The sequence below is a fragment of the Streptococcus infantis genome, assembly GCF_047464155.1.
GTDB classification, from domain to species: domain Bacteria; phylum Bacillota; class Bacilli; order Lactobacillales; family Streptococcaceae; genus Streptococcus; species Streptococcus infantis_U.
The window spans coordinates 268,402-293,050 of record NZ_JASHCL010000002.1 but is presented as its reverse complement, the minus strand read 5'-3'; the positions used below and the strand labels follow the sequence as shown (position 1 = coordinate 293,050).

The window sequence follows — 24,649 nt, the reverse complement described above, 5'->3', positions numbered from 1 at the left end:
TTTCTATGCCAAAACGTTGTGGCTGGGTTAAAATGAACAACCCGCTTTATGTAGTCTACCATGATGAGGAATGGGGACAGCCTCTCCATGAAGACCAGGCGCTTTTTGAGTTGCTTTGTATGGAGACTTATCAGGCCGGTCTATCTTGGGAAACGGTGCTTAATAAACGGCAGGCTTTCCGAGAGTCTTTTCATGGCTATCACCTTCAAAGTGTCGCGGAGATGACGGATGAGGAACTGGAGGCTTTGATGGACAATCCAGCTATCATCCGCAATCGTGCTAAGATTTTTGCCACCCGAGCAAACGCCCAGGCCTTTTTACAAGTTCAGAAAGAGTATGGCTCTTTTGATGCTTATCTCTGGTCTTTTGTAGAGGGGAAAACCATCGTTAACGATATCCCGGACTACAGTCAAGCACCAGCCAAAACGCCTTTGTCTGAAAAAATATCCAAGGATCTCAAAAAACGTGGTTTTAAGTTCACTGGACCAGTCGCTGTCTTGTCCTATCTGCAGGCTGCAGGGCTAGTTGATGACCACGAGAATGATTGTGAATGGAAAAGTGGAAATAAGTGATGTTAGATGACTGGAACATCAGAGAATATAGAAAAAGCTGAGAGTCTTATCTCAGCTTTCTTTGTTATAATCAAAGTGGATGACTTGCTCCGTTGCATCTACATGGGCGTGGACTCCGAAGGGGACAATTGCTCTTGGAGTTGCGTGTCCGACATTCAGATTATAGACAATTGGGATATTGCTATCAATGATATCCAATAGTGCCTCTTTATAGTCGTCATAGAAAGTATCATCCATAGGTTTCCCGACCAAGAGTCCTCTGATGACCTCGAATATACCAGTTTCCTTTAAAGTCCGCAACATCTTTTTGAAGTCTTCTGGCTCAGGCTTTTCTTCGCTTGTTTCTAGCAAGAGGATCTTTCCTTCCCAGTCGGACAAGTCAGGGAAAAGTTTGTATCTTTGGCAGAGGTCTGTGCTATCTGCGTGTAGAGAGTTGTCAAAAATATCATATAGAGACTCAAGACAACCACCGAGGATTTCTCCCTCAAACTGAGCATTGCCTTGTAACAAGTCAAAACCTGTATTTGCATGGCTGACACGAGGTGTTCCCAAGGCTTGGGGACTAAAATCAGTCCGTTCCTCATACCAAACGTCACTAGGTCGAATTTCTGAGATTCTTCCCGTCTCAATCAATTCTTTGAAGTAGTGGAGGCTATATGGCAACATTTCTTTGTCTAACTCACAAATGTCTGCTAGAAAGGATTGGCCGTAAAAAGTCTTGATTCCTAGTTTATGCAACATGAGATGGTTCATGGTCGTATCCGAGAAACCGAGAAAAATCTTTGGTTTGATAACCTTTTGTAGTTGGTCATTTTCAAAGAGGTAGGGTAGCAAGCGATAGGTATCGTTTCCACCAATGGCGCATAGGATCATGTCGATGCTATCATCAGAAAAGGCCTGAATCAAATCCTCTGCACGAGCTTCAGGATGTTCTTTGATAAAATCTAAGCCTTTTAGCGAATGAGGTAAAAAGATAGGATTGAGTCCGAGGTCCTTGAGACGTTGAATACCCAAGTCCACTTCGTGTTTGACAAAGTCTTCACCCATAGTCCCACTAGATAAACTTATAATACCAATAGTAGAAGCCATATATTATCCTCCTAGAAAAAATTGATGCTATTGTATCACAAAAGATGAGGGGAAACAACAAGAATTTGAGTCAGAAGAAGACATTTAGATCAAGAAAGTAGTAAAAAAGCAACCGCTCGATGTGGTTGCTTTTTATAGTAGTTGTATTCTTATAGAGCAGTAAGGAAAGTCAGTCCGCCAAGGATAACCCCGGCTGAGTTTGGAATGATTAGAATCCAGTCTTTCTTAGGCTCTTTTGTCCATCCATAAATGACCCAGATTAAGCAAGAGACTGCTGCTGATAAAGGTTGAAATGGTTGAGCTTTGTTTCCTTGTAAATTGGCAAAAATTTGAGGGATGTAGGCTATAAATACAATAATTCCGATAAAGGCACCAATTGAACCAACAATTTGATTAATTCTCTGTTTAGTCATATATATTTCTCCTTATTACTTTATTAGTATAACAGAAAAACAACTTGGATTCAAGGACAAAACCTCGGGATTCTAAGGAAAGACTTTACATTAGAACGTTTTTAGAAAATGTAGCTACTTTTCTTTGGAGAATAAAAAAAAGCTTTGGAGCCATAATAAAAGTAGTCTGTCTGTAAAACACACTACTTTTATTGTTTATCTTAATATCTAGCAGGTCCTGCACTTGCGCTCTTAATGTTAAAACGTTTCTTGAGGTAGAAACGTAGGGCAAGGAGAGCTCCTCCAATCACCAATAAAACAAGTGGTGGGAGGCTGATGTTAATGGCTTGTGGAAGGAAGTTACTCAAGAAGAGGATGAGAACCCAAGCAAACATAGTCGCTAACATAACCAAAAGTGATTTCCAGAATGGTGGGCGTTGGCTACGGTCAGTATCTGGTCCGTAGTAGCGGTAGATAAAGTGGTAGAGCAGGTAAAAGGCAACTCCACCAAAGGCCCCTACACTGATAAGTGTTACCAATCCGTAGGCCACAGGTTGGTTTGAGAAGAAGCTCATCAAGGCGCTAACTACTGCAAATAATCCTGTGATGAAAAGGGCTGAATCCAACATCATCAATTTTGGATCGTCGTTTTCTTTTGGATGTTCTTTTTCGAATTGCTCTTTTTCGCTGAAGCTATGAGCCCAGTGAGTTGGTGCTCCGTAGATAGAACGTGCTGTCACTCCCTTTGGTTGTTCTTCAAGGATATGAGGAATGACTTCTTCAAGGATAGCCTTGATTTCAGAGTCAGTTTTTCCATCCTTTAGAAATTGTTGAGTTGCAATATGGATAAATTCCTGGTTTTTCTTTGTTAATTCTTTTAAATCAATCTGTGACATAATAACTCCTGTTTAGAACCATTTTTTATGGATGAGGTAAAGAGTGAGAGAAACACTCATAGCAAAGGCGATAAAGACGATGAGCCAGAAAGCATGCGGTTCTCCGTTTAAAGGAATTTCATTATCCTTAAAGTTCATTCCGTAAGCTGAGAAAATCATAGTCGGGATAGACATAACGATGGTCACGAGGGCCAAGGTTTTCATGATATTGTTCTGGTTGTTTGAAATGATAGAGGCAAAGGTCTCTGTCATAGAGTGAAGGACGTTTCCATAGATATCCGCCATCTCGATGGCCTGTTGCGTTTCAATCAATGTGTCTTCAAGTAAGTCTTCGTCTTCAAGGTATTTCTTAATATTGCTAGTTGCGCTGGTCAATTTTTTAATCACGCGCTCATTTGTCTTGAGAGAGGCCTTGAAGTAGACGATGGTCTTTTCCAACTCCATGAGTTCAATCAACTCTTCATTTCGAGTAGATTTGTGAAGTTGGGTTTCGATTTGCTCACTCTTACGTTCAATTGAACGGAGGGCTGTCAGGTAAATTTCAGCGTTGCGGTAGAGGATTTGAAAGATAAAGCGCGAACGCATAAAGGTATAGAAATTTCGAAGTCTCCGATTGATAAAGACATCTAGAAGTGGTAGAGGTTCCAAACAAGTGGTAATAATAGCCTCCTCTGTGATGATAATCCCCAAGGGAATGGTCACATAGTAGGTGCGGTTATTTCTCTCCTCAGTAATGGGAACGTCTACGATGATCAGAGTGTATTCATCTTCAATGGTGATACGAGACATTTCTTCGGCATCGAGTGGTGCACGGAGGTCAGCGATATCAATATCAAAAGCAGAAGCGATTTCCATCGATTCGCTCTGGGTAGGATTAACGAGATTGATCCAAGTGCCCGGCTGGAGCGTATCGATCTCTTTAAATTCAGTTGTTGTTGAGAGAAAGACTTGTTTCATATCTCCTATCCTTTCCTAATCTATTCTGTGTTTAAGTGATTTTTAGCACCGTACTATTATACTACAAAATCGGCTTTTTTGGTAATAGAATTTCACTTTTTTTGGTATAATGGAAAGCAACAATGGACTAGAAAGAAGTAACATGCAAGATAAGATTGTCATCCATGGGGCACGCGCCCATAATTTAAAAAATATTGACGTGGAAATTCCACGTGACAAGCTAGTTGTGGTGACGGGGCTGTCGGGATCGGGCAAGTCCAGTCTTGCCTTTGATACCCTTTATGCAGAGGGGCAACGTCGCTATGTAGAGAGCTTATCAGCCTACGCTCGTCAGTTTTTGGGCAATATGGAAAAGCCAGATGTGGATTCTATCGATGGTCTCAGCCCTGCCATTTCCATTGACCAGAAAACGACCAGTAAAAATCCTCGTTCGACGGTTGGAACAACGACGGAAATCAACGATTATCTACGTCTTCTCTATGCACGTGTAGGGACACCCTACTGTATCAATGGACATGGGGCTATCAAGGCTTCGTCTGTAGAGCAGATTGTGGATAAGGTTTTGGAATTGCCAGAGCGCCAACGTCTGCAGATTTTGGCTCCTGTTATTCGTAAGAAAAAAGGGCAGCACAAGACGCTGATCGAAAAGATTCAAAAGGATGGTTACGTCCGTGTTCGTGTCGATGGAGTTGTTTACGATGTGACCGAAGTTCCTGAACTTGAAAAGAATAAACAACACAACATTGACGTGGTGGTAGACCGTATCATCATCAAGGATGGTATCCGTAGTCGTCTCTTTGATTCCATCGAAGCAGCCCTCCGTATCGCTGAAGGTTATGTCGTTATTGATACTATGGATGATTCAGAGTTGCTTTTCTCAGAACACTATGCTTGTCCAGTCTGTGGTTTTACAGTTCCAGAGTTAGAACCTCGTCTCTTCTCCTTCAATGCACCCTTTGGCTCCTGTAGTGAGTGTGATGGTTTGGGGATCAAGCTAGAGGTTGATACGGACCTAGTAGTGCCAGATGCTAGCAAGACCCTTCGTGAGGGAGCCTTAGCACCTTGGAACCCTATCTCTTCTAACTATTATCCAAATATGCTGGAACAAGCCATGACAGCCTTTGGAGTGGATATGGATACGCCTTTTGAGGACTTATCTGAGGAGGATAAACATCTCATTTTCTACGGTTCAGATGGCAAGGAATTCCATTTCCATTATGAAAATGAATTCGGTGGAGTTCGTGATATAGACATTCCATTTGAAGGAGTGATTGGCAATATCAAGCGTCGCTATCATGAAACCAATAGCGACTACACTCGTACACAGATGCGTCTCTATATGAACGAGCTGACTTGTGGCACTTGTCATGGTTATCGTCTCAATGACCAAGCCTTATCTGTTCGTGTAGGGGGAGAGAAAAGACTACATATCGGAGAAATTTCGGACCTCTCCATCGCAGACCATTTGGAAGTTATTGACCAGCTAACTCTATCTGAAAATGAGGCTATTATCGCTCGTCCTATCCTGAAGGAAATCAAGGACCGCTTGACTTTCCTCAATAATGTCGGGCTTAACTATCTAACGCTTTCTCGTTCAGCAGGAACACTATCAGGTGGGGAGAGCCAACGTATTCGCTTGGCGACTCAGATTGGTTCCAACCTCTCAGGAGTTCTTTATATCCTTGATGAGCCGTCCATCGGTCTTCACCAAAGGGACAACGACCGCCTAATTGCCAGTCTGAAAAAGATGCGTGACTTGGGGAACACTCTCATCGTGGTAGAACACGATGAAGATACTATGCGAGAAGCTGATTATCTGATTGACGTTGGCCCTGGGGCGGGCGTCTTTGGTGGAGAAATTGTTGCTGCAGGAACGCCTAAGCAGGTAGCTCGCAACAGCAAATCCATTACAGGACAGTATCTATCAGGAAAACGCGCGATTCCAGTGCCGCCAGAACGCCGTGTAGGCAATGGTCGCTTTATCGAAGTGACAGGTGCGCGTGAGAACAACTTGCAAAATATCACTGCTCGCTTCCCACTCGGAAAATTCATTGCAGTAACAGGTGTTTCTGGTTCAGGGAAGTCGACCCTCATCAACAGTATTCTCAAAAAAGCCATTGCACAAAAGCTCAATCGCAATTCAGACAAGCCTGGTAAGTTTAAAACCATTACAGGGATTGAACATATCGACCGTCTGATAGATATTGACCAAAGTCCAATCGGACGAACACCGAGGTCCAACCCTGCTACCTATACAGGTGTTTTTGATGACATTCGGGACCTCTTTGCTCAGACAAATGAAGCCAAGATTCGTGGCTACAAGAAGGGGCGCTTCAGTTTCAATGTCAAGGGTGGGCGATGTGAGGCCTGTTCGGGTGACGGGATTATCAAGATTGAGATGCATTTCTTGCCAGATGTATACGTAGCTTGTGAAGTCTGCCATGGGACTCGCTACAATAGCGAAACCCTAGAAGTACACTACAAGGAAAAGAATATCTCGCAAGTTTTGGATATGACGGTCAATGACGCAGTAGAATTTTTCAAACACATTCCGAAAATTCAACGCAAACTCCAGACTATCAAAGATGTTGGTCTAGGTTATGTGACCTTGGGACAACCAGCTACGACACTTTCTGGAGGGGAGGCCCAGCGTATGAAGCTGGCTAGTGAACTCCACAAGCGTTCGACCGGTAAGTCCTTCTACATTCTAGATGAGCCAACGACTGGGTTGCATACTGAGGACATCGCTCGTCTACTCACCGTTTTGTCCCGCTTTGTCGATGATGGCAATACAGTTCTCGTCATTGAGCACAATCTGGATGTCATCAAAACAGCAGACCATATTATCGACCTAGGACCAGAAGGTGGTGTTGGCGGTGGTACTATTATCGCAACAGGAACTCCAGAAGAAGTAGCTGCCAATGAAGCTAGCTATACAGGACAGTATTTGAAAGGAAAGTTACATCATGAATAAACGTGTGCAAGCATTTTTAGATAAAATGCAAGAAAAAGAACTAGATGGTATCATTATTAATAATCTTAAAAATGTCTACTATTTGACAGGATTTTGGGGTTCAAATGGAACGGTCTTCATCAGCCGTGACCGTCAGGTCTTAGTGACAGATGCTCGCTATATTATCGCTGCCAAGCAAGAAGTTACTGGCTTTGAGATTTTTGCAGAACGTGATGAGTTGGCAACTATCGCAAAGATTGCAAAAGATATGGGCCTTTCTCGTATCGGATTTGAAGATGAGATTTCAGTTTCTTATTATCATCGCATGCAAACCGCCTTTGAAGGTTTAGAACTAGTTCCACAGACACAGTTTGTTGAAGCCCTTCGTATGATTAAGGATGAGACAGAGATTGCGACTATTCGTAAGGCTTGTTCCATCTCAGACCAAGCTTTCCACGATGCTCTTGACTTTATCAAGCCAGGTAAGACAGAAATTGAAATTGCCAACTTCCTGGACTTCCGTATGCGTGAATTAGGCGCTGCTGGTTTGTCTTTTGATACCATCCTAGCGAGTGGTATCAATTCTTCTAAACCCCATGCTCACCCAATGCACAAGCCAGTAGAACTAGGCGAAGCAATCACTATGGATTTTGGGTGCCTTTATGACCACTATGTCAGTGATATGACACGTACCATCTACCTAGGTCATGCCAGCGACGAACAAGCAGAAATCTACAACACCGTTTTGAAGGCTAACCAAGCTCTGATTGACCAAGCTAAGGATGGCTTAGGTTTCCGTGATTTTGATAAAATCCCTCGTGATATTATTGTGGAAGCAGGCTATGGAGAATACTTTACACACGGTATCGGGCACGGTATTGGACTTGATATCCACGAAGAACCTTACTTTAGCCAAACTTCCAAAGAAGTTATTAAATCTGGAATGGTCTTGACTGATGAACCTGGTATTTATATTGAAGGGAAATACGGAGTTCGTATCGAAGATGATATCTTGATTACAGATACAGGTTGTGAGTTATTAACCCTTGCTCCAAAAGAATTAATCGTAATCTAAGAAAAATGAGATAAATCGTTGACTTTTACTAGTTAAAGGTTTATACTGAAAGGCGAAAACGGTAGGTGAGGCTACCATAGGGATACGGATGACTACCGCAAAACAGTGGAGACACTACTCGTTGGTCAACAGTCCTGGTCGCGAAGGTCAAGACTAAGCTCATTACATCGCCCTATGGAGTTAAAGCTTGAACGAAAACAGACAATAAGTTTTTTAGTCCTGCCATTTTATGGCAGGACTTTCTGCTGTTTTAAAACAAAGAAAGGAGACAAACGATGCAAATTGACGATCATCCAGAACCGCACATACACAGCCAATCGCTGATTTGTGTCGTTCTGTCCTTATAAAGTGATTGGTCCCTGTGTATGAAATCACTATTCATATAGATAGGAGAAACCAATGAAAACTACAAAAGAAAGACTAGCAACAGCTATTCAAACTCCATTCAAAGAAAGTCTAGCTTTTTACCATACAAGTCTAAAAGGCTTAGATTCAGAACAAGTCGAAGAAAACCGTGACCTATATGGTGAAAACACCATCACAAAGGGTCAAGAGGATTCCATCTTTAAAAAGATTTATGAGTCCATTATCAATCCTTTCACAATCATTTTGCTTGTGATTGCCTTTATCTCTCTCGTTACAAACGTCTGGCTTGCCAAACCTGGTCAAGAGGACCCGACAACCTCTATCATTATTGTTGTCTTGGTTTTGATTTCAGGAGGCATCCGTTTTGTCCAAGAATTGCGGAGTGACAAGGCAACAACCAATCTTTCAAAAATGATTGTCAATACAGCAACTGTTATTCGCGATGGTCTTGAACAAGAGTTACCCATCGATGACTTGGTTGTTGGAGACCTCGTGAAATTGAGCGCTGGAGATATGATTCCAGCAGATGTCATCTTATTTGAATCACGAGACTTTTTTGTTCAACAGTCAGGTTTGACTGGAGAAAGTGATGCAGTCGAAAAGCTTGCTTTAAATAAAGCCACCAATCAAAATGTAGATAGCCTACTAGAAGCAGAATCTTTGGCATTCATGGGGACAAACGTTATCTCAGGCAGTGCTACAGCTATGGTTCTAGCAGTTGGTGATGACACCATGATGGGGGCCATTGAGCAAACCCTCAATACCTATGATGAACCAACTTCTTTTGAACGTGAAATGAACAGCATTTCTTGGCTCTTGATCCGCTTGATGCTTATCATGGTTCCAATTGTGTTTTTCGCAAATGGTTTGACCGACGGAGACTGGCTAGAGGCTGGAGTTTTTGCCTTGAGCGTTGGTGTTGGACTTACACCAGAAATGCTACCAATGATTATTACAGCCAGCTTGGCCAAAGGTTCCATTATCATGGCCAAGGAAAAAGTGGTCATCAAAAAACTCAATGCTATCCAGGACTTAGGAGCAATCGATATCCTATGTACGGACAAAACTGGAACTTTAACGCAAGATGAGATTGTTTTAGAATACCCATTAGATATCCATGGCGATTTGGATATGGCAGTCTTAAGAAGAGCCTATCTAAATTCACATTTTCAAACCGGTTTGAAAAACTTGATGGACCGTGCCATTATCAGTAGAACTGAAAAAGAAGCTAAAGAACATGCTATTCTACAAAATTTGGATACTAGCTTCCAAAAAATCGACGAACTTCCATTTGATTTTGAACGTAGACGCATGAGTGTCATTGTCAAAGATGATAGCAATGTCGTTAGTATGGTTACCAAAGGCGCTTTAGAAGAAATGTTGAACATTTCGACACATGTGGAGTACCGTGGAGAAGTCATCCCTCTTACTGAAGACATTCGTCAAGAAGTGTTGGCAGAAGTTGGTCAATTAAACCGTCAAGGTTTGCGTGTCTTAGGTGTTGGTTACAAGTCAGGTCTACGTGAAGACTATGCCTATGCTGTGACTGATGAAAGTGACATGATCCTTACGGGTTACCTTGCCTTTTTGGACCCACCAAAACCATCTGCAGCACCCGCTATTCAAGCTCTACTTGAGCATGGTGTCAAAACAAAAATTTTAACTGGGGATAATGAAAAAGTAACCCAAGCCATCTGTGAAAAGGTTGGTTTGGATGTTGAACACATCCTTTTGGGCGCTGAGATCGACCAAATGACAGACCAAGAATTGGCAGAAGTGGTTGAAAAAGTAACAGTCTTTGCTAAATTGTCACCTGACCAAAAAGCGCGTATCATTCTACAGTTAAAGAGAAATGGTCACGGTGTTGGTTATATGGGTGACGGTATTAATGATGCCCCATCTATGAAGGTAGCAGATGTCGGTATTTCTGTAGATACAGCAGTAGACATTGCCAAAGAAACAGCGGATGTTATTTTGTTAGACAAGGATCTCATGGTTCTTGAAACTGGTATCGTTGAAGGTCGTAAGGTCTACGCCAACATGACAAAGTACATCAAGATGACCGTCAGTTCAAACTTTGGGAATATCTTCTCACTCCTTGTTGCGAGTATCTTCTTGCCATTTTTACCAATGGCTCCTGTTCATCTCATTGTTTTAAACCTAGTCTATGATTTGTCTTGTGTGGCATTGCCATTTGATAATGTGGATCAAGACTTCCTCAAACAACCCCATACATGGGAAGCAAAATCTATTACGCGATTTATGGTTTGGATGGGTCCAATTTCATCTATCTTTGATATTTTGACCTTTATTTTCCTCTATTTTATCATTGTTCCTTTTGTGACAGGCTATCATTATGTTCATGGTTCTGAATCTGCCCTTCAGTTTATTATCTTGTTCCAAACAGGATGGTTCATCGAATCTATGTGGTCTCAAACTATGGTTATCCATATGCTTCGTACAGCAAAAGTTCCTTTTGTACAAAGCAGACCAGCTTGGCTTGTGATTTTTACAACTTTGGTTGCAGCTTTCTTTGTAACTAGTTTACCTTATGGACCACTAGTAAATATCCTTCGTTTAGCTCCATTGGGACTGCCATACTTCTTGTTTTTGGTCGGTATTATCTTCTTGTACATGTTTAGCGTCACGGTTATTAAGAAATTATACATTAAGAAGTACAAAGAGTGGTTATAGTTCGTGTTTTGTCAAGAAAAAAGGAGAAAAACTGGGGAAAAAGTTAAATTTTTTTAAAAATAGGTCGCAAGTCGGATGTTTTTTATGGTATAATAGAATAAACTGATAGTAACATGTAGCGAAAGGGGTAGGTACATGATCAAAATTTATACAGTCTCAAGTTGTACTAGCTGTAAAAAAGCTAAGACCTGGCTCAATGCCCACCAGTTAAGTTATAAAGAACAAAACCTCGGTAAAGAGGGGATTTCTAGAGAAGAACTATTAGATATTCTAACGAAAACAGACAATGGAATTGCGAGCATTGTATCATCAAAGAATCGCTACGCTAAAGCTCTTGGAGTTGATATCGAAGATTTGAGTGTCAATGAAGTGCTTAATTTAATCATGGAAACACCACGCATCCTAAAAAGTCCAATTCTTGTCGACGAGAAACGTTTGCAAGTTGGCTATAAAGAAGACGACATTCGTGCCTTCTTGCCACGCTCTGTCCGCAATGTAGAAAATGCAGAAGCACGTTTACGTGCAGCACTATAAAACATCAAGGCTGGGAGTGACTCCTGGCCTTATTTGATAGATTAAATAAGGAAAAATAAAATAATATGAAGAAGATAGTTATCGGTACAGTTGCCCTTCTATTTTTACTAGCTGGTTGTGGACAGAAAAAAGAGTCTACGGAACCTTCTAAAGACACAACGACAGAAGCTCTTCAATCAACTCTACCTGTTTTAGAAAATGCCAATAACAATACAGTTGTAACCAAGACTCTTGTTCTACCTGTTGACGAAAATGGTGTACAGCAAACCCAAATTATTACCTATAAGGGTAAACAGTTCTTGACTCTAACGATTCAGCAAAAACGGCAAGTTTCAGATGAACTTAAGAGCTACATTGCCGAGCATGGATTAGAGCAGGCAAAGAGTGCTTTGAAAGAAGAGGAAGACAAAGATGAGTCAGTTCAAGCAGCTCGAAAAATTCCTGGTTTTAGTCTTGAAACCAATCTTTTAAGTGAGACAGAGATTGAAACGAAGACAAGTTATGATTTTCAAGTCCTAGATGTTAAAAAGGTAAGCGAAAGCGAATATTTAAAAAATGTAGGTTTAGAAAATCTACTAAAAAACGAACCAGAAGAATATATTGAAAATAGAGTAGCAAGTGGCGCGACTGTCCAGTAAGGACGTTACAGAAAAACAACAAATTCAGAATGTGTTATTTGTAGAAAGGTTGTGAATGTGCTATAATAGTACTATTCTAAGGAAAGAGGGTGTTAGAATGGGATTTACTGAAGAAACCGTACGTTTTAAATTGGACGATTCCAATAAAAAAGAGATCAGTGAAACATTGACAGAAGTCTATGCTTCATTGAACGAGAAGGGGTATAACCCTATTAATCAAATTGTGGGCTATGTTCTCAGTGGAGACCCAGCTTACGTTCCTCGTTACAATAACGCAAGAAATCAAATCCGTAAATACGAACGCGATGAGATTGTTGAAGAATTGGTCCGCTACTACCTTAAGGGACAAGGAGTCGATCTATAACCAATGAGAATTATGGGGTTGGACGTTGGTTCCAAAACAGTAGGAGTAGCGATCAGCGATCCGTTAGGGTTTACAGCACAAGGACTCGAAATCATCCAAATCAATGAAGACCAGGGAGAGTTCGGTTTTGAAAGACTCAAGGAATTGGTTGATAGCTATAAGGTGGAGCGCTTTGTTGTTGGTTTGCCTAAAAATATGAACAATACCAGCGGACCGCGGGTTGAAGCGAGTCAAGCATATGGAGCAAAACTGGAAGAACTCTTTGGTTTGCCAGTGGAGTACCAGGATGAACGCCTAACTACGGTTGTTGCAGAGCGCATGTTGATTGAGCAAGCAGACGTTAGTCGCAATAAGCGTAAAAAAGTTATTGATAAATTAGCGGCTCAATTGATTTTGCAAAATTATTTAGATAGAAAATTTTAAGACAGAGGAGAAACTATGTCACACGATCACAACCATGATCACGAAGAACGTGAACTTATTACACTTGTAGATGAGCAAGGAAACGAAACTTTATTTGAAATCCTTTTGACTATTGACGGAAAAGAAGAATTTGGTAAAAACTATGTTCTTCTTGTACCAGTTAATGCAGAAGAAGATGAAAACGGAGAAGTTGAAATTCAAGCATACTCATTCATCGAAAATGAAGATGGAACTGAAGGTGAATTGCAACCAATCCCTGAAGATTCAGACGATGAATGGAACATGATTGAAGAAGTCTTCAACAGCTTTATGGAGGAGTAAAAACATCCGGGGGATGTTTTTAGCCCTGCGCTAGAAAATAGAAACGCAGGTAGTCTGGGAGACTGTATCAGCCCTGCTTCTAGAAATAAGAAAAAGCAGGAACATCCGGGGAACATTTTTACCCTGACGCTAAAAAATAAAAACCGTCAGTAAGTCTGGGGAACGTTTTTAGCCCAACTCCTAGAAACTAGAAAGAGTTGGAACGTCCAGTGGACGTTTTTAGCCCGTATCGAAATAAAATATAGCTAAATCAGTAAAAAGCGAAGAAATTCTTCGCTTTTTTATTAAGGATTAAGGAGATAAGCATGTTTGAAGTTGAAAAATGGCTTCATAGTCGGATTGGCTTGAATTTTAGATCAGGTTTAGGCCGAATGCAAAGAGCAGTAGATTTGCTAGGGAATCCTGAGCAAACCTATCCAATTATCCATGTGACGGGGACTAATGGGAAAGGATCAACTATTGCCTTTATGAGGGAACTTTTTGTTTCCCATGGCAAGAAGGTTGGAACCTTTACTTCGCCCCACATTGTCAGCATCCATGACCGTATTTGTATTAATGGTGAGCCTATATCGGATGATGATTTTATCAGTTTGGCAGAACAAGTCAAGACAATGGAGCAAAGACTTTTAGAAACCCACGATCAGCTATCTTTTTTTGAGTTGCTGACCCTGATTGCTTTGCTTTATTTTAAAGAGCAAGAAGTAGATTTGGTCCTACTGGAAGTTGGGATAGGTGGACTTCTTGATACTACCAATATAGTGACAGGAGAAATTGCAATCATCACATCAATTGGCCTCGATCACCAGGAGACCTTGGGCGATAGTCTGGTAGCAATTGCTGAGCAAAAAGCAGGGATTTTTAAGTCCGGGAAGTCAGCTGTGATTGCAAATTTAGCACAGGAAGCTCAACTCGTTTGTCAAAGGACAGCTACTGATTTGGGTGTAAGTCTCTACCAAGCTGACCAAGATTTTTCTTTCCAAAATGGGAACTTCTCTTCTTCTCTAGCTGAATTTAACCACCTAATATTGGGATTAGAGGGTGCCTATCAGGAGGAAAATGCAGCTCTTGCCTTGCAAGCTTTTCTACTATTTATGGCACAAAGAGACGAGAAAGTAGATCAAGAAGCAGTACGTGCTGCCTTGCAAGCTACTAAATGGGTTGGAAGGCTAGAAGCTGTCACTGAGCACATCTATTTGGATGGGGCTCACAATTTACCAGCTCTAGAGCGTTTGGTTGAGTTTATCCAAGAGAAAATCCAGCAAGGGTACCAGCCTCAAATCCTATTTGGTGCCCTAAAGCGGAAAGATTATAGCGGGATGCTTACTTATTTAACAGAGCATTTACCTGACGCAGATCTCTATGTTACGAGTTTTGACTATCAGGGTTCCTTGGAAGAGCAAGACTTTAGAGATTATACAAGCATTGCTTCTTATCAAGAATTTATAGATACTTTTGAAGCTTCTGCAGGAGAGAAAGACCTGCTATTTGTGACAGGATCTCTCTACTTTATATCTGAGGTTCGAGCTTGTTTCATGGCCTCAGAGTCATTTGATTGACCCACCTATCTTTATTTGTTATAGTTGAGGTGGAATATTTCAGCAGTTTTTTGCTACTTTTAGCCGCCAAAAGAAAGGAGCTATCATGACATTAAAAAGATTCACACTTTCTCTTGCAACTTGGGCAAGTCTTAGTCTTTTGGTTGCTTGTTCAACAAAAGAACAAACAGCTTCGGCACCACAAACAAGCACAAGTTCAGAAGTGATAACAAGTCAGGTATCTGAGTCAACAACAACTAGCGCTACGAATGCTCCAGTCATCGATATAGATGGTACCTATAAGGGGCAAGATGAGGGAGATAGTATTACTCTCGTTGTTACTGGTAATACTGGAACATGGACGGAAGTAGAACCTGATGGTGATCAGGAAATTAAGAAGGTAACTTTTGAACCAGACAGTCAGAAAGTCATCATCGGAGATGACGTCAAGATTTATGTAGCTGAGGAGAATCAAATAATCATCGATGACATGGACCGTGAGGTTTCTGATCGTATTGTTTTAAAAAAATAGATATCTTTTGTAAGGACTTGAATCTCGTTAACACGGATTCGGGTCCTTTTTTCTTTAATCGATTTTTAGCATAAAAAAATCCATACGATTAAGGTAGTTATTTTCTACCAAAAAAGTATGGAGGGATAGGTTTTATTAAAGGAACTGCTCTTGTAAAAAATGGGCGACACCATCTTCTTCATTGGTTAATGGTAATTGCCCGTCTGCAAAAGGTAAGAGAGCAGGATTTGCATTTTTCATAGCATAGCCTTTACCTGCAAAAGAGAGCATTTCTTGGTCATTGTGTTCGTCACCAAAGGCAATCAGATTCTGTCTGTCTATATTCATGACATTGAGAAGGTATTCAAGAGCAAATGCCTTGTGAACTCCCTTTGGAGTACATTCTAGGATATTCAAGGGACCACCCCAAGTATTGATATTAAGCTGATGCTTGTAAAAGCTGGTCATCTCTTCAGCCAGTGCATATTTATCGTCTGCCCTAGTTTGTAATAAAATACAGTTTGGCCCCTTAGTCACTAAGTCAGACTTGAATTGATTTTCAGGGCGAAAGTTTTCAACACCAAACAATTTAGGATCGGCAATTTCTTTGTCCGGGGCTGTAATGTAAAACTTTTTACGGTATTCACCTGCGATAAAGTCTGCCTCGATGTCCTCTTTTCGTTTTACGATATCCAAGAGGTATTTTTTGTCCACTGTAAGGCATTTTTCATGTTTCCAAACCTTACCAGGTAGGTGAGTGAGTGAACCGTTGAAGTTGATCATAGGAGTCTCAAGTTCAAGTTGGTCATAAAAATCTTTTGCCATACGATATGGGCGACCAGTTGCAATAACGACTTGGTGGCCTTTTTTAGAGATTTTCTTAATTGTTTCAATAGTAAAGTCAGAAAGTTTGCTTTCAGAGTTGAGTAGAGTTCCGTCTAAATCGACGGCAATCATTTTTTTAGTCATAAAATCCTCCCGAATCTAGTTTCAGATAAGATGTTTTCTATTATATCAAAAAGTGGCTAGAAAAGCTGACAATAAGTAAAAAGAAGAAGGATAGCATCGGATAAGATTTTTATAATTCAGTAAAAATACCTTGAAAAGATGAATGATTGGTGTTATAATAGTCATATTGTTCGTAAAATGACAAAGGAGATTAAAAATGGACAAATTATTTAAACTAAAAGAGCACGGGACAGACGTCCGTACAGAGGTTCTTGCTGGTTTAACAACTTTCTTTGCAATGAGTTATATTCTCTTTGTAAACCCTCAAATGCTTTCACAAACAGGAATGCCTGTTCAGGGTGTATTCTTGGCAACAATCATCGGTTCTGTTGTGGGAACTTTGATGATGGCTTTCTATGCAAACTTGCCATATGCACAAGCCCCAGGTATGGGACTTAACGCCTTCTTTACATTTACCGTCGTATTTGGGATGGGTTATACTTGGAAAGAAGCTCTTGGGATGGTCTTCATCTGTGGAGTTATTTCACTGATTATTACATTGACCAATGTTCGTAAAATGATTATTGAATCTATTCCTACAACACTTCGCTCAGCAATTTCAGCTGGTATTGGTGTTTTCCTTGCTTACGTTGGGATTAAAAATGCTGGTCTTTTGAAATTCTCAATTGACCCAGGTACATATACTGTAGCAGGTGAAGGAGCAGATAAGGCTCAAGCGGCGATTACTGCGAATTCAGCAGCTGTTCCAGGATTAGTAGATTTCAATACTCCGGCAGTATTAGTAGCTATTGCAGGTCTTGCCATTACAATCTTCTTTGTTGTTAAAGGTATCAAAGGTGGTATCATCCTTTCTATCTTAACAACGACAGTCCTTGCTATTGCGGTTGGTCTTGTTAATGTGTCAGGGATTGACTTCGCTAGCAACAATCTTTCATCAGCAGTTAACGACTTAGGTACTTTGTTTGGTGCTGCTCTTGGTTCAGAAGGTTTAGGATCTTTGATTTCAAATACTTCTCGTTTACCAGAAACCTTGATGGCAATTCTTGCCTTCTCATTGACTGATATTTTTGATACAATTGGTACTCTTATCGGTACAGGTGAAAAAGTTGGTATCGTTGCGACAAGTGGTGAAAACCATGAGTCAGCTAAATTGGATAAGGCTCTTTATTCTGACTTGGTAGCGACATCAGTTGGTGCCATTGCAGGTACTTCAAACGTTACAACTTATGTTGAGTCAGCAGCAGGTATCGGTGCTGGTGGACGTACTGGTTTGACAGCCCTAGTTGTTGCAATCTGTTTTGTTTTGTCAAGCTTCTTTAGCCCACTTCTTGCCATTGTTCCTTCAGCTGCGACAGCACCAATTTTGATTATCGTCGGAATTATGATGCTCTCTAACTTGAAAAACATTCCTTGGGATGATATGTCAGAAGCAGTTCCAGCCTTCTTCACATCTATCTTTATGGGATTCAGCTACTCAATCACACAAGGGATTGCCGTTGGTTTCTTGACTTATACTTTGACAAAGATTGTTAAAGGTCAAATCAAAGAAGTGCATGTCATGATTTGGATTTTGGATGCTTTGTTCATCTTGAACTACATTAGTATGGCTCTTAACTAATGATTAAACCTGAAAAAAGATGGAGGGAACTCCTCTTTTTTTATTAGTGGAGATATCACAAAAGAAAACTTTTTGGTATAATAGTAGCATGCACACAAAAAATGAAGATGAACTTATTGCTCTTGGACAAGAGTTAGGCTCTCTGCTAGAGAAAAATGATGTATTGATTTTGACTGGTGAATTAGGCGCTGGGAAAACAACACTAACAAAAGGGCTAGCTAAGGGCCTAGGGATTCATCAAATGATTAAGAGTCCTACTTATACCATTGTTCGAGAATATGAAGGACGTCTACCCCTGTATCACTTGGATGTTTATCGTATCGAAGGGGATGCAGATTCTATCGATTTGGACGAATTTCTTTTTGGATCAGGTGTGACAGTTATTGAGTGGGGGCATCTATTAGGTGAGGCTCTTCCAGCTGACTATCTAGAATTAGAAATCCTTAAAGATGATGATGGTCGTGAAGTTGTCTTTCATGCCCACGGTCAACGAGCAGCAGAACTTTTGCAGAGGTTGACAGATGGAGTATGATCTTTTAATCCGTGAAGCAGAAGTTCAAGATGCTTCGGCTCTTATTGCACTTCTGGATCAGATTGGTCATGAATCTAGCTTTACCAGTCTGGATGAAAATGGAATTGCAATGACTGAATCCGAAATGAAGAGTTTTATTGACAAGCAGGCCCAATCGGATAATCAGATCACTTTATTAGCTTTTTTGGATGAAGAATTGGCAGGAGTCGTCAATATAACGGCTGATCAGCGTCCGCGAGTTCAACACATTGGTGATGTTTTCTTGGGCATCAAGAAAGCCTATTGGGGAAATGGTCTCGGTAGTATCTTGATGGAAGAAGCTATTGAGTGGGCCCAGTCGAGTGGAAGTATTCGACGGTTACAACTGACAGTTCAAAAACGCAATCTTGCGGCTGTTCATCTATATAAAAAGATGGGCTTTATCATAGAAGGATTACAGAAACGTGGTGCTTGTATAGAGGGAGGAGAGTTTCTTGACGTTTACCAAATGGGTCGACTGATAGACGAATAAAGGTATGGTAAAAAAAATAATTGGAATGTTTTTAGGCTTTGTTCTTGTGACAGTGCTTGGTGTTGGAGCATATGCCTTCACTATTTATCAACAAAGTACACAGACTTTAGCCAAAACCTATAAACAAATCGGGGAAGAAACTAAGGTTATCGAGGCGACTGAACCAATGACAATCCTTCTTATGGGAGTGGATACAGGAAATGTTGAGCGCACAGATCCTTGGGCAGGAAATAGTGATTCAATGATCTTGGTAACAGTGAATCCTAAAACCAAGAAAGTTGTGATGATGAGTTTGGAACGTGATATTCTGACACAAATCCAACAAGCAGATGGTAGTGTGAGAGAGGCTAAACTTAATGCCGCCTATGCTGATGGTGGAGCAGAGCTTGCCATTTCGACCATTCAAAAAATGATGAATATCCATATAGACCGCTATATTATGGTCAATATGCATGGTCTTCAAAGAATGGTTGATGCTGTCGGTGGTATCACAGTAAACAACACTCTAGGTTTCCCTATCTCTATTCAAGATCAAGAGCCGTTTAACACGATTTCTATCGGTGTTGGAGAGCAAACATTAAATGGTGAAGAGGCACTGGTGTATTCGCGCATGCGCTATCAGGATCCAGAGGGAGACTACGGCCGTCAGAAACGTCAGCGCGAAGTTATCCAAAAGATTGTTGAAAAAATTCTTAGTTTGAATAGTGTCAGCCACTACCAAGAAATTTTGAAGGCTCTTAGTGATAATATGCAGACTAATATTGAGATTACAACAACAACAATCCCTCAGTTGATGGGCTATCAGGATTCCTTTAAGAATATTGAGTCTCAGCAATTGCGCGGAGAAGATGCAATGATAGACGGGATATCATACCAAATTGTGACATCTGAGCATATGTTAGAGATGCAAAATCTTTTACGCCGTTCATTGGACAAACCAGAAATTACCGAATTGGAGACAAATGTAGTCTTGTATGAAAATATTTATGGTCGTTTGCCGCAAACGGATGGTTCTGTTGCAGTTCAGGAACAACAAGGACTACAAGGACAACAAGAACAATAAGAAATGAATACTAAAATCGTAGGAATTTTCCTGCGATTTTTTCAAAGAAATCCGAATAGATAGGTAGGAGGAAAAAATGAAAGCGGAAATAATAGCTGTTGGGACAGAAATTCTAACAGGTCAAATCGTCAATACCAATGCTCAGTTTTTGTCTGAAAAGTTGGCTGAAATCGGTGTTGATGTCTACTTCCAAACGGCTGTAGGAGATAATGAATCTCGTCTCTTATCCTTGTTGGAGATTGCTCAGAAACGGAGTGATTTAGTTATTCTAACGGGAGGACTAGGTCCAACAGAGGATGACCTGACCAAACAAACCTTGGCACAATTTCTAGGGCGTGATTTGACTTTTGATGCTCAAGCACAGGCTAAATTAGATGATTTCTTTGCTCATCGCCCAGACTATGCTCGAACTCCAAATAATGAACGCCAAGCTCAAATTGTTCAGGGTTCAATCCCACTACCCAATGAAACGGGGCTAGCAGTCGGTGGAATGATTGAGGTAGCTGGCGTAACTTATATTGTCCTACCAGGTCCGCCAAGTGAACTAAAACCCATGGTTTTAAATGAACTGCTTCCAAGATTGACAACTGGAGCTAAGCTATACTCACGCGTGCTGCGTTTCTTCGGCATTGGCGAGAGCCAGTTAGTGACGATTTTGTCAGATTTGATTGAAGAACAGACTGATCCAACCATAGCACCGTATGCAAAAACAGGAGAAGTGACTCTGCGCTTGTCTACAAAGGCTCGCAGTGAGGGCGAGGCTAGAACAGCTTTGGATAATCTGGAGAAAGAAATCCTTGCCCGTCAGACTTTTGAAGGGATTGCTTTAAAGAATATCTGTTATGGCTATGGGGAGGAAGCGAGCCTAGCTAGTGTAGTTGTCGAGGAGTTGAAAAAACAGCATAAAACCATAACGGCTGCGGAAAGTTTGACAGCTGGGCTTTTCCAAGCAACTTTGGCAGACTTTTCGGGAGTGTCAGCTATCTTTAAAGGTGGTTTTGTCACTTATAGTCTAGAAGAAAAGGCTAAGATGTTAGATATTCCTCGAGAAGAGTTGGAAAAACACGGAGTTGTTTCAGCCTTTACGGCGGAAAAAATGGCAGAGCAGGCACGACTTAAAACTCAATCAGACTTTGGGGTTAGCTTGACAGGAGTGGCTGGTCCGGATAGTTTAGAAGGCCATCCAGCAGGTACAGTCTTTATCGCTTTGGCGCAAGCTTCGGGGACAGAAGTTATCCAAGCTAATATTGCAGGACGGAGTCGAGCAGATGTTCGTAAAATTGCGGTTATGCATGCTTTCAACTTAGTTCGCAAAGCTTTATTAAGTGACTGACTTTTGATATAATAGAAGAAGGTTCTTAGAATCATTAAAATATAGGAGAACAAAATGGCGAAAAAACCAACAAAAAAATTAGATGAAATTGGGAAAAAATTTGGAGCTGACCGTGAAAAAGCTTTGAATGATGCGCTTAAATTGATTGAAAAAGACTTTGGTAAGGGTTCAATCATGCGCTTGGGTGAACGCGCAGAGCAAAAAGTACAAGTGATGAGTTCAGGCTCTTTGGCCCTTGATATTGCACTTGGTTCAGGTGGTTATCCTAAGGGACGTATCATTGAAATCTACGGTCCAGAATCATCAGGTAAGACAACAGTAGCTCTTCATGCTGTAGCGCAAGCCCAAAAAGAAGGTGGAATTGCCGCCTTTATCGATGCGGAGCATGCTCTTGATCCAGCTTATGCAGCGGCACTTGGAGTGAACATTGACGAATTGCTCTTGTCACAACCAGACTCAGGGGAGCAAGGTCTTGAAATTGCAGGAAAATTGATTGACTCAGGTGCAGTTGACCTTGTGGTAATCGACTCTGTTGCAGCTCTTGTACCTCGTGCAGAAATCGATGGGGATATCGGAGATAGCCACGTTGGTCTTCAAGCTCGTATGATGAGCCAGGCTATGCGTAAACTCGGAGCTTCTATCAATAAGACAAAAACAATTGCGATCTTCATCAACCAGTTGCGTGAAAAAGTTGGAGTTATGTTTGGTAATCCAGAAACAACTCCTGGTGGACGTGCCCTTAAATTCTATGCTTCAGTTCGTTTAGACGTTCGTGGAAGCACACAAATCAAGGGAACTGGCGACCAAAAAGATACTAACGTCGGCAAAGAAACGAAGATTAAAGTTGTGAAAAACAAGGTTGCTCCACCGTTCAAAGAAGCTTTTGTTGAAATCATGTACGGAGAAGGTATTTCTAGAACTGGTGAACTCTTGAAGATTGCTAGTGATTTGGATATCATCCAAAAAGCAGGTGCTTGGTACTCATACAAGGGTGAAAAAATTGGACAAGGTTCTGAAAATGCTAAGAAATACTTGGCAGATCACCCAGAAATCTTTGATGAAATTGACCACCAAGTTCGTGTTCAATATGGTTTGATCGAAGAGGAAGAAGGTTCTAAAGCAAGTGCAGCAGCTGATGCAGATTCTAACCAAGAAGTAACACTTGATTTGGGCGACGCTCTTGAAATCGAAATTGAAGAATAAAAAGAAAAGTAGCAGTTTTACTGCTACTTTTTGTTTCATGATGACTAGTGGTCACTAAAGCGTCGGTATTCGATACGAAAGTCGAAGTAGTTCTCTTCTTGCAATTTTTGAAAGATGTTCCGATAGGCCTCTTCATCAAAGTGGTCGCCACGATAGAGAATTTCAAAACTCATTCCCTCGTATTCCAAGAAGGCGTTGGCAGTTTTAAAGCCATTTTGTAAGTAAAAGTCCATGCGGGACTTTCGTTGTTCGAGATTGTCACAGTCTTCGTCTAATCGCTCCACTTCAAGAATCATGGTACGCTGGTAAAAATCAATGAGTTTTTCAATGATTTCTCTCCCGTAGCCATGGCTGCGGAGATGGGGCATAATAGCAAAAAAGCTGATGTAGAATGCTTTTTGGTTAGCGATAGCAAAAGCAAATCCAACAAATTCTTCTTCGTTATAAAAGGCGAAAAAGTGGGCATCATCTCTATCCTGGTAACTTAAAAATTCTTCCAAAGAGACGCGTTCCTCTTCAGGAAAGGCTTCTTTGTTTAATTGGTCAACTTTTTCAAGATCTGGAAATGCATCTGTAATTAACTGGCTGGTTAAGGTCATACCTAACCTCCTTTTCTGTCACGATTATACCAAATTGTTTGTATCTAGGCAACGCTTTCTTAAGGAAACTCCCTTGTTCCTCTACTAGAAAGCTGATATAATAGCCTTATGAAAAAAAAGTCAACGGTGGACTTGATTCATGGTCCAATCCTTCCTTCACTGATTAGTTTTGCTTTGCCGATTCTATTGTCCAACATCTTTCAGCAACTCTACAATACAGCTGATATTTTGATTGTTGGGCGTTTTTTAGGACAAAATTCCTTGGCGGCAGTCGGAGCTACGACAGCCATTTTTGATTTGATTATTGGATTTGCCCTCGGAGTCGGAAATGGGATGGGAGTCGTTATTGCCCGTCTTTACGGTGCTCGTAATTTTGCTAAAATTAAAGAAGCTGTAGCGGCAACTTGGATTTTGGGTGCTATCCTGAGTGGTCTTGTCATGTTGATGGGATTCTTCGGTCTTTATCCACTCCTACAATATCTCGAAACACCTGCAGAAATCCTCCCCCAATCCTATGAATACATCTCCATGATTGTTAGTTGCGTGGGAGTTAGCTTTGCCTATAATCTCTTTGCAGGATTGTTACGATCGATTGGTGACAGTCTTGCGGCGCTTGCTTTTCTTATCTTTTCAGCCATTATTAATGTCATCCTGGATTTGTATTTTATTACACAATTGCAGTTAGGGGTTCAGTCTGCAGGTCTCGCAACCATCATCTCGCAAGGTTTGTCCGCAATTCTCTGCTATTTCTATATTCGCAAGAGTGTACCAGAACTTCTTCCAGGTCTCAAACATTTCAAATGGAATAAGGATCTTTATGTGGATCTCTTGGAACAAGGTCTAGCCATGGGCTTGATGGGGTCAATTGTCTCTATCGGAAGCGTCATCCTGCAATCCTCTGTTAATGGCTTTGGAGCAGTGATTATCAGCGCCCAAACGGCAGCGCGTAGAATCATGGCCTTTGCCTTATTGCCAATGACAGCTATTTCGGCTTCGATGACGACTTTTATCTCTCAAAACTTTGGAGCGAAACGTCCCGAACGTATCGTTCAAGGTCTTCGTATAGGGAGTTATTTGAGTATGTCTTGGGCGACCTTTGCTTGTGTGTTCCTATTTTTTGCAAGTCCTAGCCTAGTTTCTTTCCTAGCAAGTTCGACAGACGCTTACTTGATTGAAAATGGGGCTTTGTATCTACGTATCAGTTCAGTATTCTATCCGTTTTTGAGTCTTTTATTGATTTATAGAAATAGCTTGCAGGGTCTCGGTCAAAAATTCTTGCCACTTGTATCAAGCTTTATCGAGTTTATCGGGAAAATTGTTTTCGTCGCTTGGATTATTCCTTGGGCAGGTTATACAGGTGTGATTCTATGTGAACCGCTACTTTGGCTTGTTATGACTGCCCAGCTTTATATTTCGCTTTCCCAGCACCCTTGGATAAAAGAAGGCAAGAAAATATTGGCTGTTAGCGGGCAATCCTAGCTTCATTTATAAAAGAAAAATC

24 protein-coding genes and 1 riboswitch are annotated in these 24,649 nt (G+C 41.0%); of the genes, 18 read left to right on the top strand and 6 right to left on the bottom strand.

What is annotated here, in order from left to right; genetic code table 11:
* The first annotated feature begins 5 nt into the window (after positions 1-5).
* Positions 6-572, top strand: a complete 567-nt coding sequence (locus QM810_RS05690) for a DNA-3-methyladenine glycosylase I (protein WP_414254137.1) — start codon at positions 6-8, stop codon at positions 570-572.
* Positions 573-623: 51 nt separating this feature from the next.
* On the opposite strand, the gene QM810_RS05685 is transcribed toward QM810_RS05690, so the two are convergent.
* From QM810_RS05685 to QM810_RS05670, 4 genes are all read right to left on the bottom strand, one after another.
* A complete protein-coding gene (locus QM810_RS05685) occupies positions 624-1,661 on the bottom strand; it encodes a S66 family peptidase (protein WP_414254136.1) in 1,038 nt (345 codons plus the stop codon).
* A 149-nt stretch (positions 1,662-1,810) separates the two neighbouring features.
* The gene (locus QM810_RS05680) at positions 1,811-2,074 is read right to left on the bottom strand and encodes a SemiSWEET family transporter (protein WP_004250486.1); all 264 of its coding nucleotides are present in this window, start codon (positions 2,072-2,074) and stop codon (positions 1,811-1,813) included.
* Positions 2,075-2,274: 200 nt separating this feature from the next.
* On the bottom strand, positions 2,275-2,949 hold the full coding sequence (locus QM810_RS05675) for a DUF1129 domain-containing protein (protein WP_414254135.1): 675 nt from the start codon (positions 2,947-2,949) through the stop codon (positions 2,275-2,277).
* A gap of 12 nt (positions 2,950-2,961) precedes the next feature.
* On the bottom strand, positions 2,962-3,906 hold the full coding sequence (locus tag QM810_RS05670) for a magnesium transporter CorA family protein (RefSeq protein ID WP_004250490.1): 945 nt from the start codon (positions 3,904-3,906) through the stop codon (positions 2,962-2,964).
* A 142-nt stretch (positions 3,907-4,048) separates the two neighbouring features.
* On the opposite strand from QM810_RS05670, the gene uvrA reads away from it, so the two are divergent.
* The 10 genes from uvrA (at position 4,049) to QM810_RS05620 (ending at position 15,341) form a co-directional block, all read left to right on the top strand.
* Complete coding sequence (gene uvrA / locus QM810_RS05665) at positions 4,049-6,880, top strand: excinuclease ABC subunit UvrA (RefSeq protein ID WP_414254206.1); 2,832 nt, start codon at positions 4,049-4,051, stop codon at positions 6,878-6,880.
* A complete protein-coding gene (locus QM810_RS05660; protein ID WP_006149592.1) occupies positions 6,873-7,934 on the top strand; it encodes a M24 family metallopeptidase in 1,062 nt (353 codons plus the stop codon). The genes uvrA and QM810_RS05660 overlap by 8 nt, the downstream gene beginning before the upstream one ends.
* 50 nt (positions 7,935-7,984) lie before the next feature.
* Positions 7,985-8,141, top strand: a riboswitch (M-box (ykoK) riboswitch).
* A 192-nt stretch (positions 8,142-8,333) separates the two neighbouring features.
* Positions 8,334-10,994 (top strand): magnesium-translocating P-type ATPase, encoded by a 2,661-nt coding sequence (mgtA, locus tag QM810_RS05655; RefSeq protein ID WP_414254134.1) that lies wholly within the window; start codon positions 8,334-8,336, stop codon positions 10,992-10,994.
* 135 nt (positions 10,995-11,129) lie between these two features.
* A complete protein-coding gene (gene spx, locus QM810_RS05650) occupies positions 11,130-11,528 on the top strand; it encodes a transcriptional regulator Spx (protein WP_000591164.1) in 399 nt (132 codons plus the stop codon).
* Positions 11,529-11,593: 65 nt separating this feature from the next.
* Positions 11,594-12,166 carry an SP0191 family lipoprotein gene (locus QM810_RS05645; protein WP_414254133.1) on the top strand — a complete coding sequence of 191 codons (573 nt, stop codon included), beginning with the start codon at positions 11,594-11,596 and terminating at the stop codon, positions 12,164-12,166.
* Positions 12,167-12,263: 97 nt separating this feature from the next.
* Positions 12,264-12,530 (top strand): IreB family regulatory phosphoprotein, encoded by a 267-nt coding sequence (locus QM810_RS05640; RefSeq protein ID WP_004250500.1) that lies wholly within the window; start codon positions 12,264-12,266, stop codon positions 12,528-12,530.
* Positions 12,531-12,533: 3 nt separating this feature from the next.
* Positions 12,534-12,953, top strand: coding sequence for a Holliday junction resolvase RuvX (ruvX, locus tag QM810_RS05635; RefSeq protein WP_414254132.1), 420 nt, complete (start codon positions 12,534-12,536; stop codon positions 12,951-12,953).
* A gap of 15 nt (positions 12,954-12,968) precedes the next feature.
* A complete protein-coding gene (locus QM810_RS05630; protein ID WP_004250503.1) occupies positions 12,969-13,274 on the top strand; it encodes a DUF1292 domain-containing protein in 306 nt (101 codons plus the stop codon).
* A gap of 305 nt (positions 13,275-13,579) precedes the next feature.
* A complete protein-coding gene (locus tag QM810_RS05625; protein WP_414254131.1) occupies positions 13,580-14,830 on the top strand; it encodes a bifunctional folylpolyglutamate synthase/dihydrofolate synthase in 1,251 nt (416 codons plus the stop codon).
* 85 nt (positions 14,831-14,915) lie between these two features.
* Positions 14,916-15,341, top strand: coding sequence for an SP_0198 family lipoprotein (locus tag QM810_RS05620; RefSeq protein ID WP_414254130.1), 426 nt, complete (start codon positions 14,916-14,918; stop codon positions 15,339-15,341).
* Positions 15,342-15,476: 135 nt separating this feature from the next.
* Here QM810_RS05620 and QM810_RS05615 read toward each other — a convergent pair whose 3' ends face one another.
* Positions 15,477-16,289: a Cof-type HAD-IIB family hydrolase gene (locus QM810_RS05615; RefSeq protein ID WP_414254129.1), complete on the bottom strand. Its 813-nt coding sequence runs from the start codon at positions 16,287-16,289 to the stop codon at positions 15,477-15,479.
* A gap of 196 nt (positions 16,290-16,485) precedes the next feature.
* On the opposite strand from QM810_RS05615, the gene QM810_RS05610 reads away from it, so the two are divergent.
* The 6 genes from QM810_RS05610 (at position 16,486) to recA (ending at position 22,549) form a co-directional block, all read left to right on the top strand.
* Positions 16,486-17,907, top strand: coding sequence for an NCS2 family permease (locus QM810_RS05610; protein WP_414254128.1), 1,422 nt, complete (start codon positions 16,486-16,488; stop codon positions 17,905-17,907).
* A gap of 88 nt (positions 17,908-17,995) precedes the next feature.
* Positions 17,996-18,439, top strand: a complete 444-nt coding sequence (gene tsaE / locus QM810_RS05605) for a tRNA (adenosine(37)-N6)-threonylcarbamoyltransferase complex ATPase subunit type 1 TsaE (RefSeq protein ID WP_414254127.1) — start codon at positions 17,996-17,998, stop codon at positions 18,437-18,439.
* Positions 18,429-18,950: an N-acetyltransferase family protein gene (locus tag QM810_RS05600; RefSeq protein ID WP_414254126.1), complete on the top strand. Its 522-nt coding sequence runs from the start codon at positions 18,429-18,431 to the stop codon at positions 18,948-18,950. Before tsaE ends, QM810_RS05600 begins: the two co-directional genes overlap by 11 nt.
* Before the next feature lie 4 nt (positions 18,951-18,954).
* Positions 18,955-20,013 (top strand): biofilm formation/cell division transcriptional regulator BrpA, encoded by a 1,059-nt coding sequence (gene brpA / locus QM810_RS05595; protein ID WP_414254125.1) that lies wholly within the window; start codon positions 18,955-18,957, stop codon positions 20,011-20,013.
* Positions 20,014-20,089: 76 nt separating this feature from the next.
* Entirely contained in the window at positions 20,090-21,346 is a 1,257-nt protein-coding gene (locus QM810_RS05590; protein ID WP_414254124.1) for a competence/damage-inducible protein A, read from the top strand.
* Between the two features lie 54 nt (positions 21,347-21,400).
* Positions 21,401-22,549 carry a recombinase RecA gene (gene recA, locus QM810_RS05585; RefSeq protein ID WP_414254123.1) on the top strand — a complete coding sequence of 383 codons (1,149 nt, stop codon included), beginning with the start codon at positions 21,401-21,403 and terminating at the stop codon, positions 22,547-22,549.
* Between the two features lie 44 nt (positions 22,550-22,593).
* Here the strand turns inward: recA and QM810_RS05580 are convergent, their stop codons facing one another.
* Positions 22,594-23,148 carry a GNAT family N-acetyltransferase gene (locus tag QM810_RS05580; RefSeq protein ID WP_414254122.1) on the bottom strand — a complete coding sequence of 185 codons (555 nt, stop codon included), beginning with the start codon at positions 23,146-23,148 and terminating at the stop codon, positions 22,594-22,596.
* A 108-nt stretch (positions 23,149-23,256) separates the two neighbouring features.
* Between QM810_RS05580 and QM810_RS05575 the strand changes: the two genes are divergently transcribed.
* The gene (locus QM810_RS05575; RefSeq protein ID WP_414254121.1) at positions 23,257-24,627 is read left to right on the top strand and encodes an MATE family efflux transporter; all 1,371 of its coding nucleotides are present in this window, start codon (positions 23,257-23,259) and stop codon (positions 24,625-24,627) included.
* The last annotated feature ends 22 nt before the right edge of the window (positions 24,628-24,649 follow it).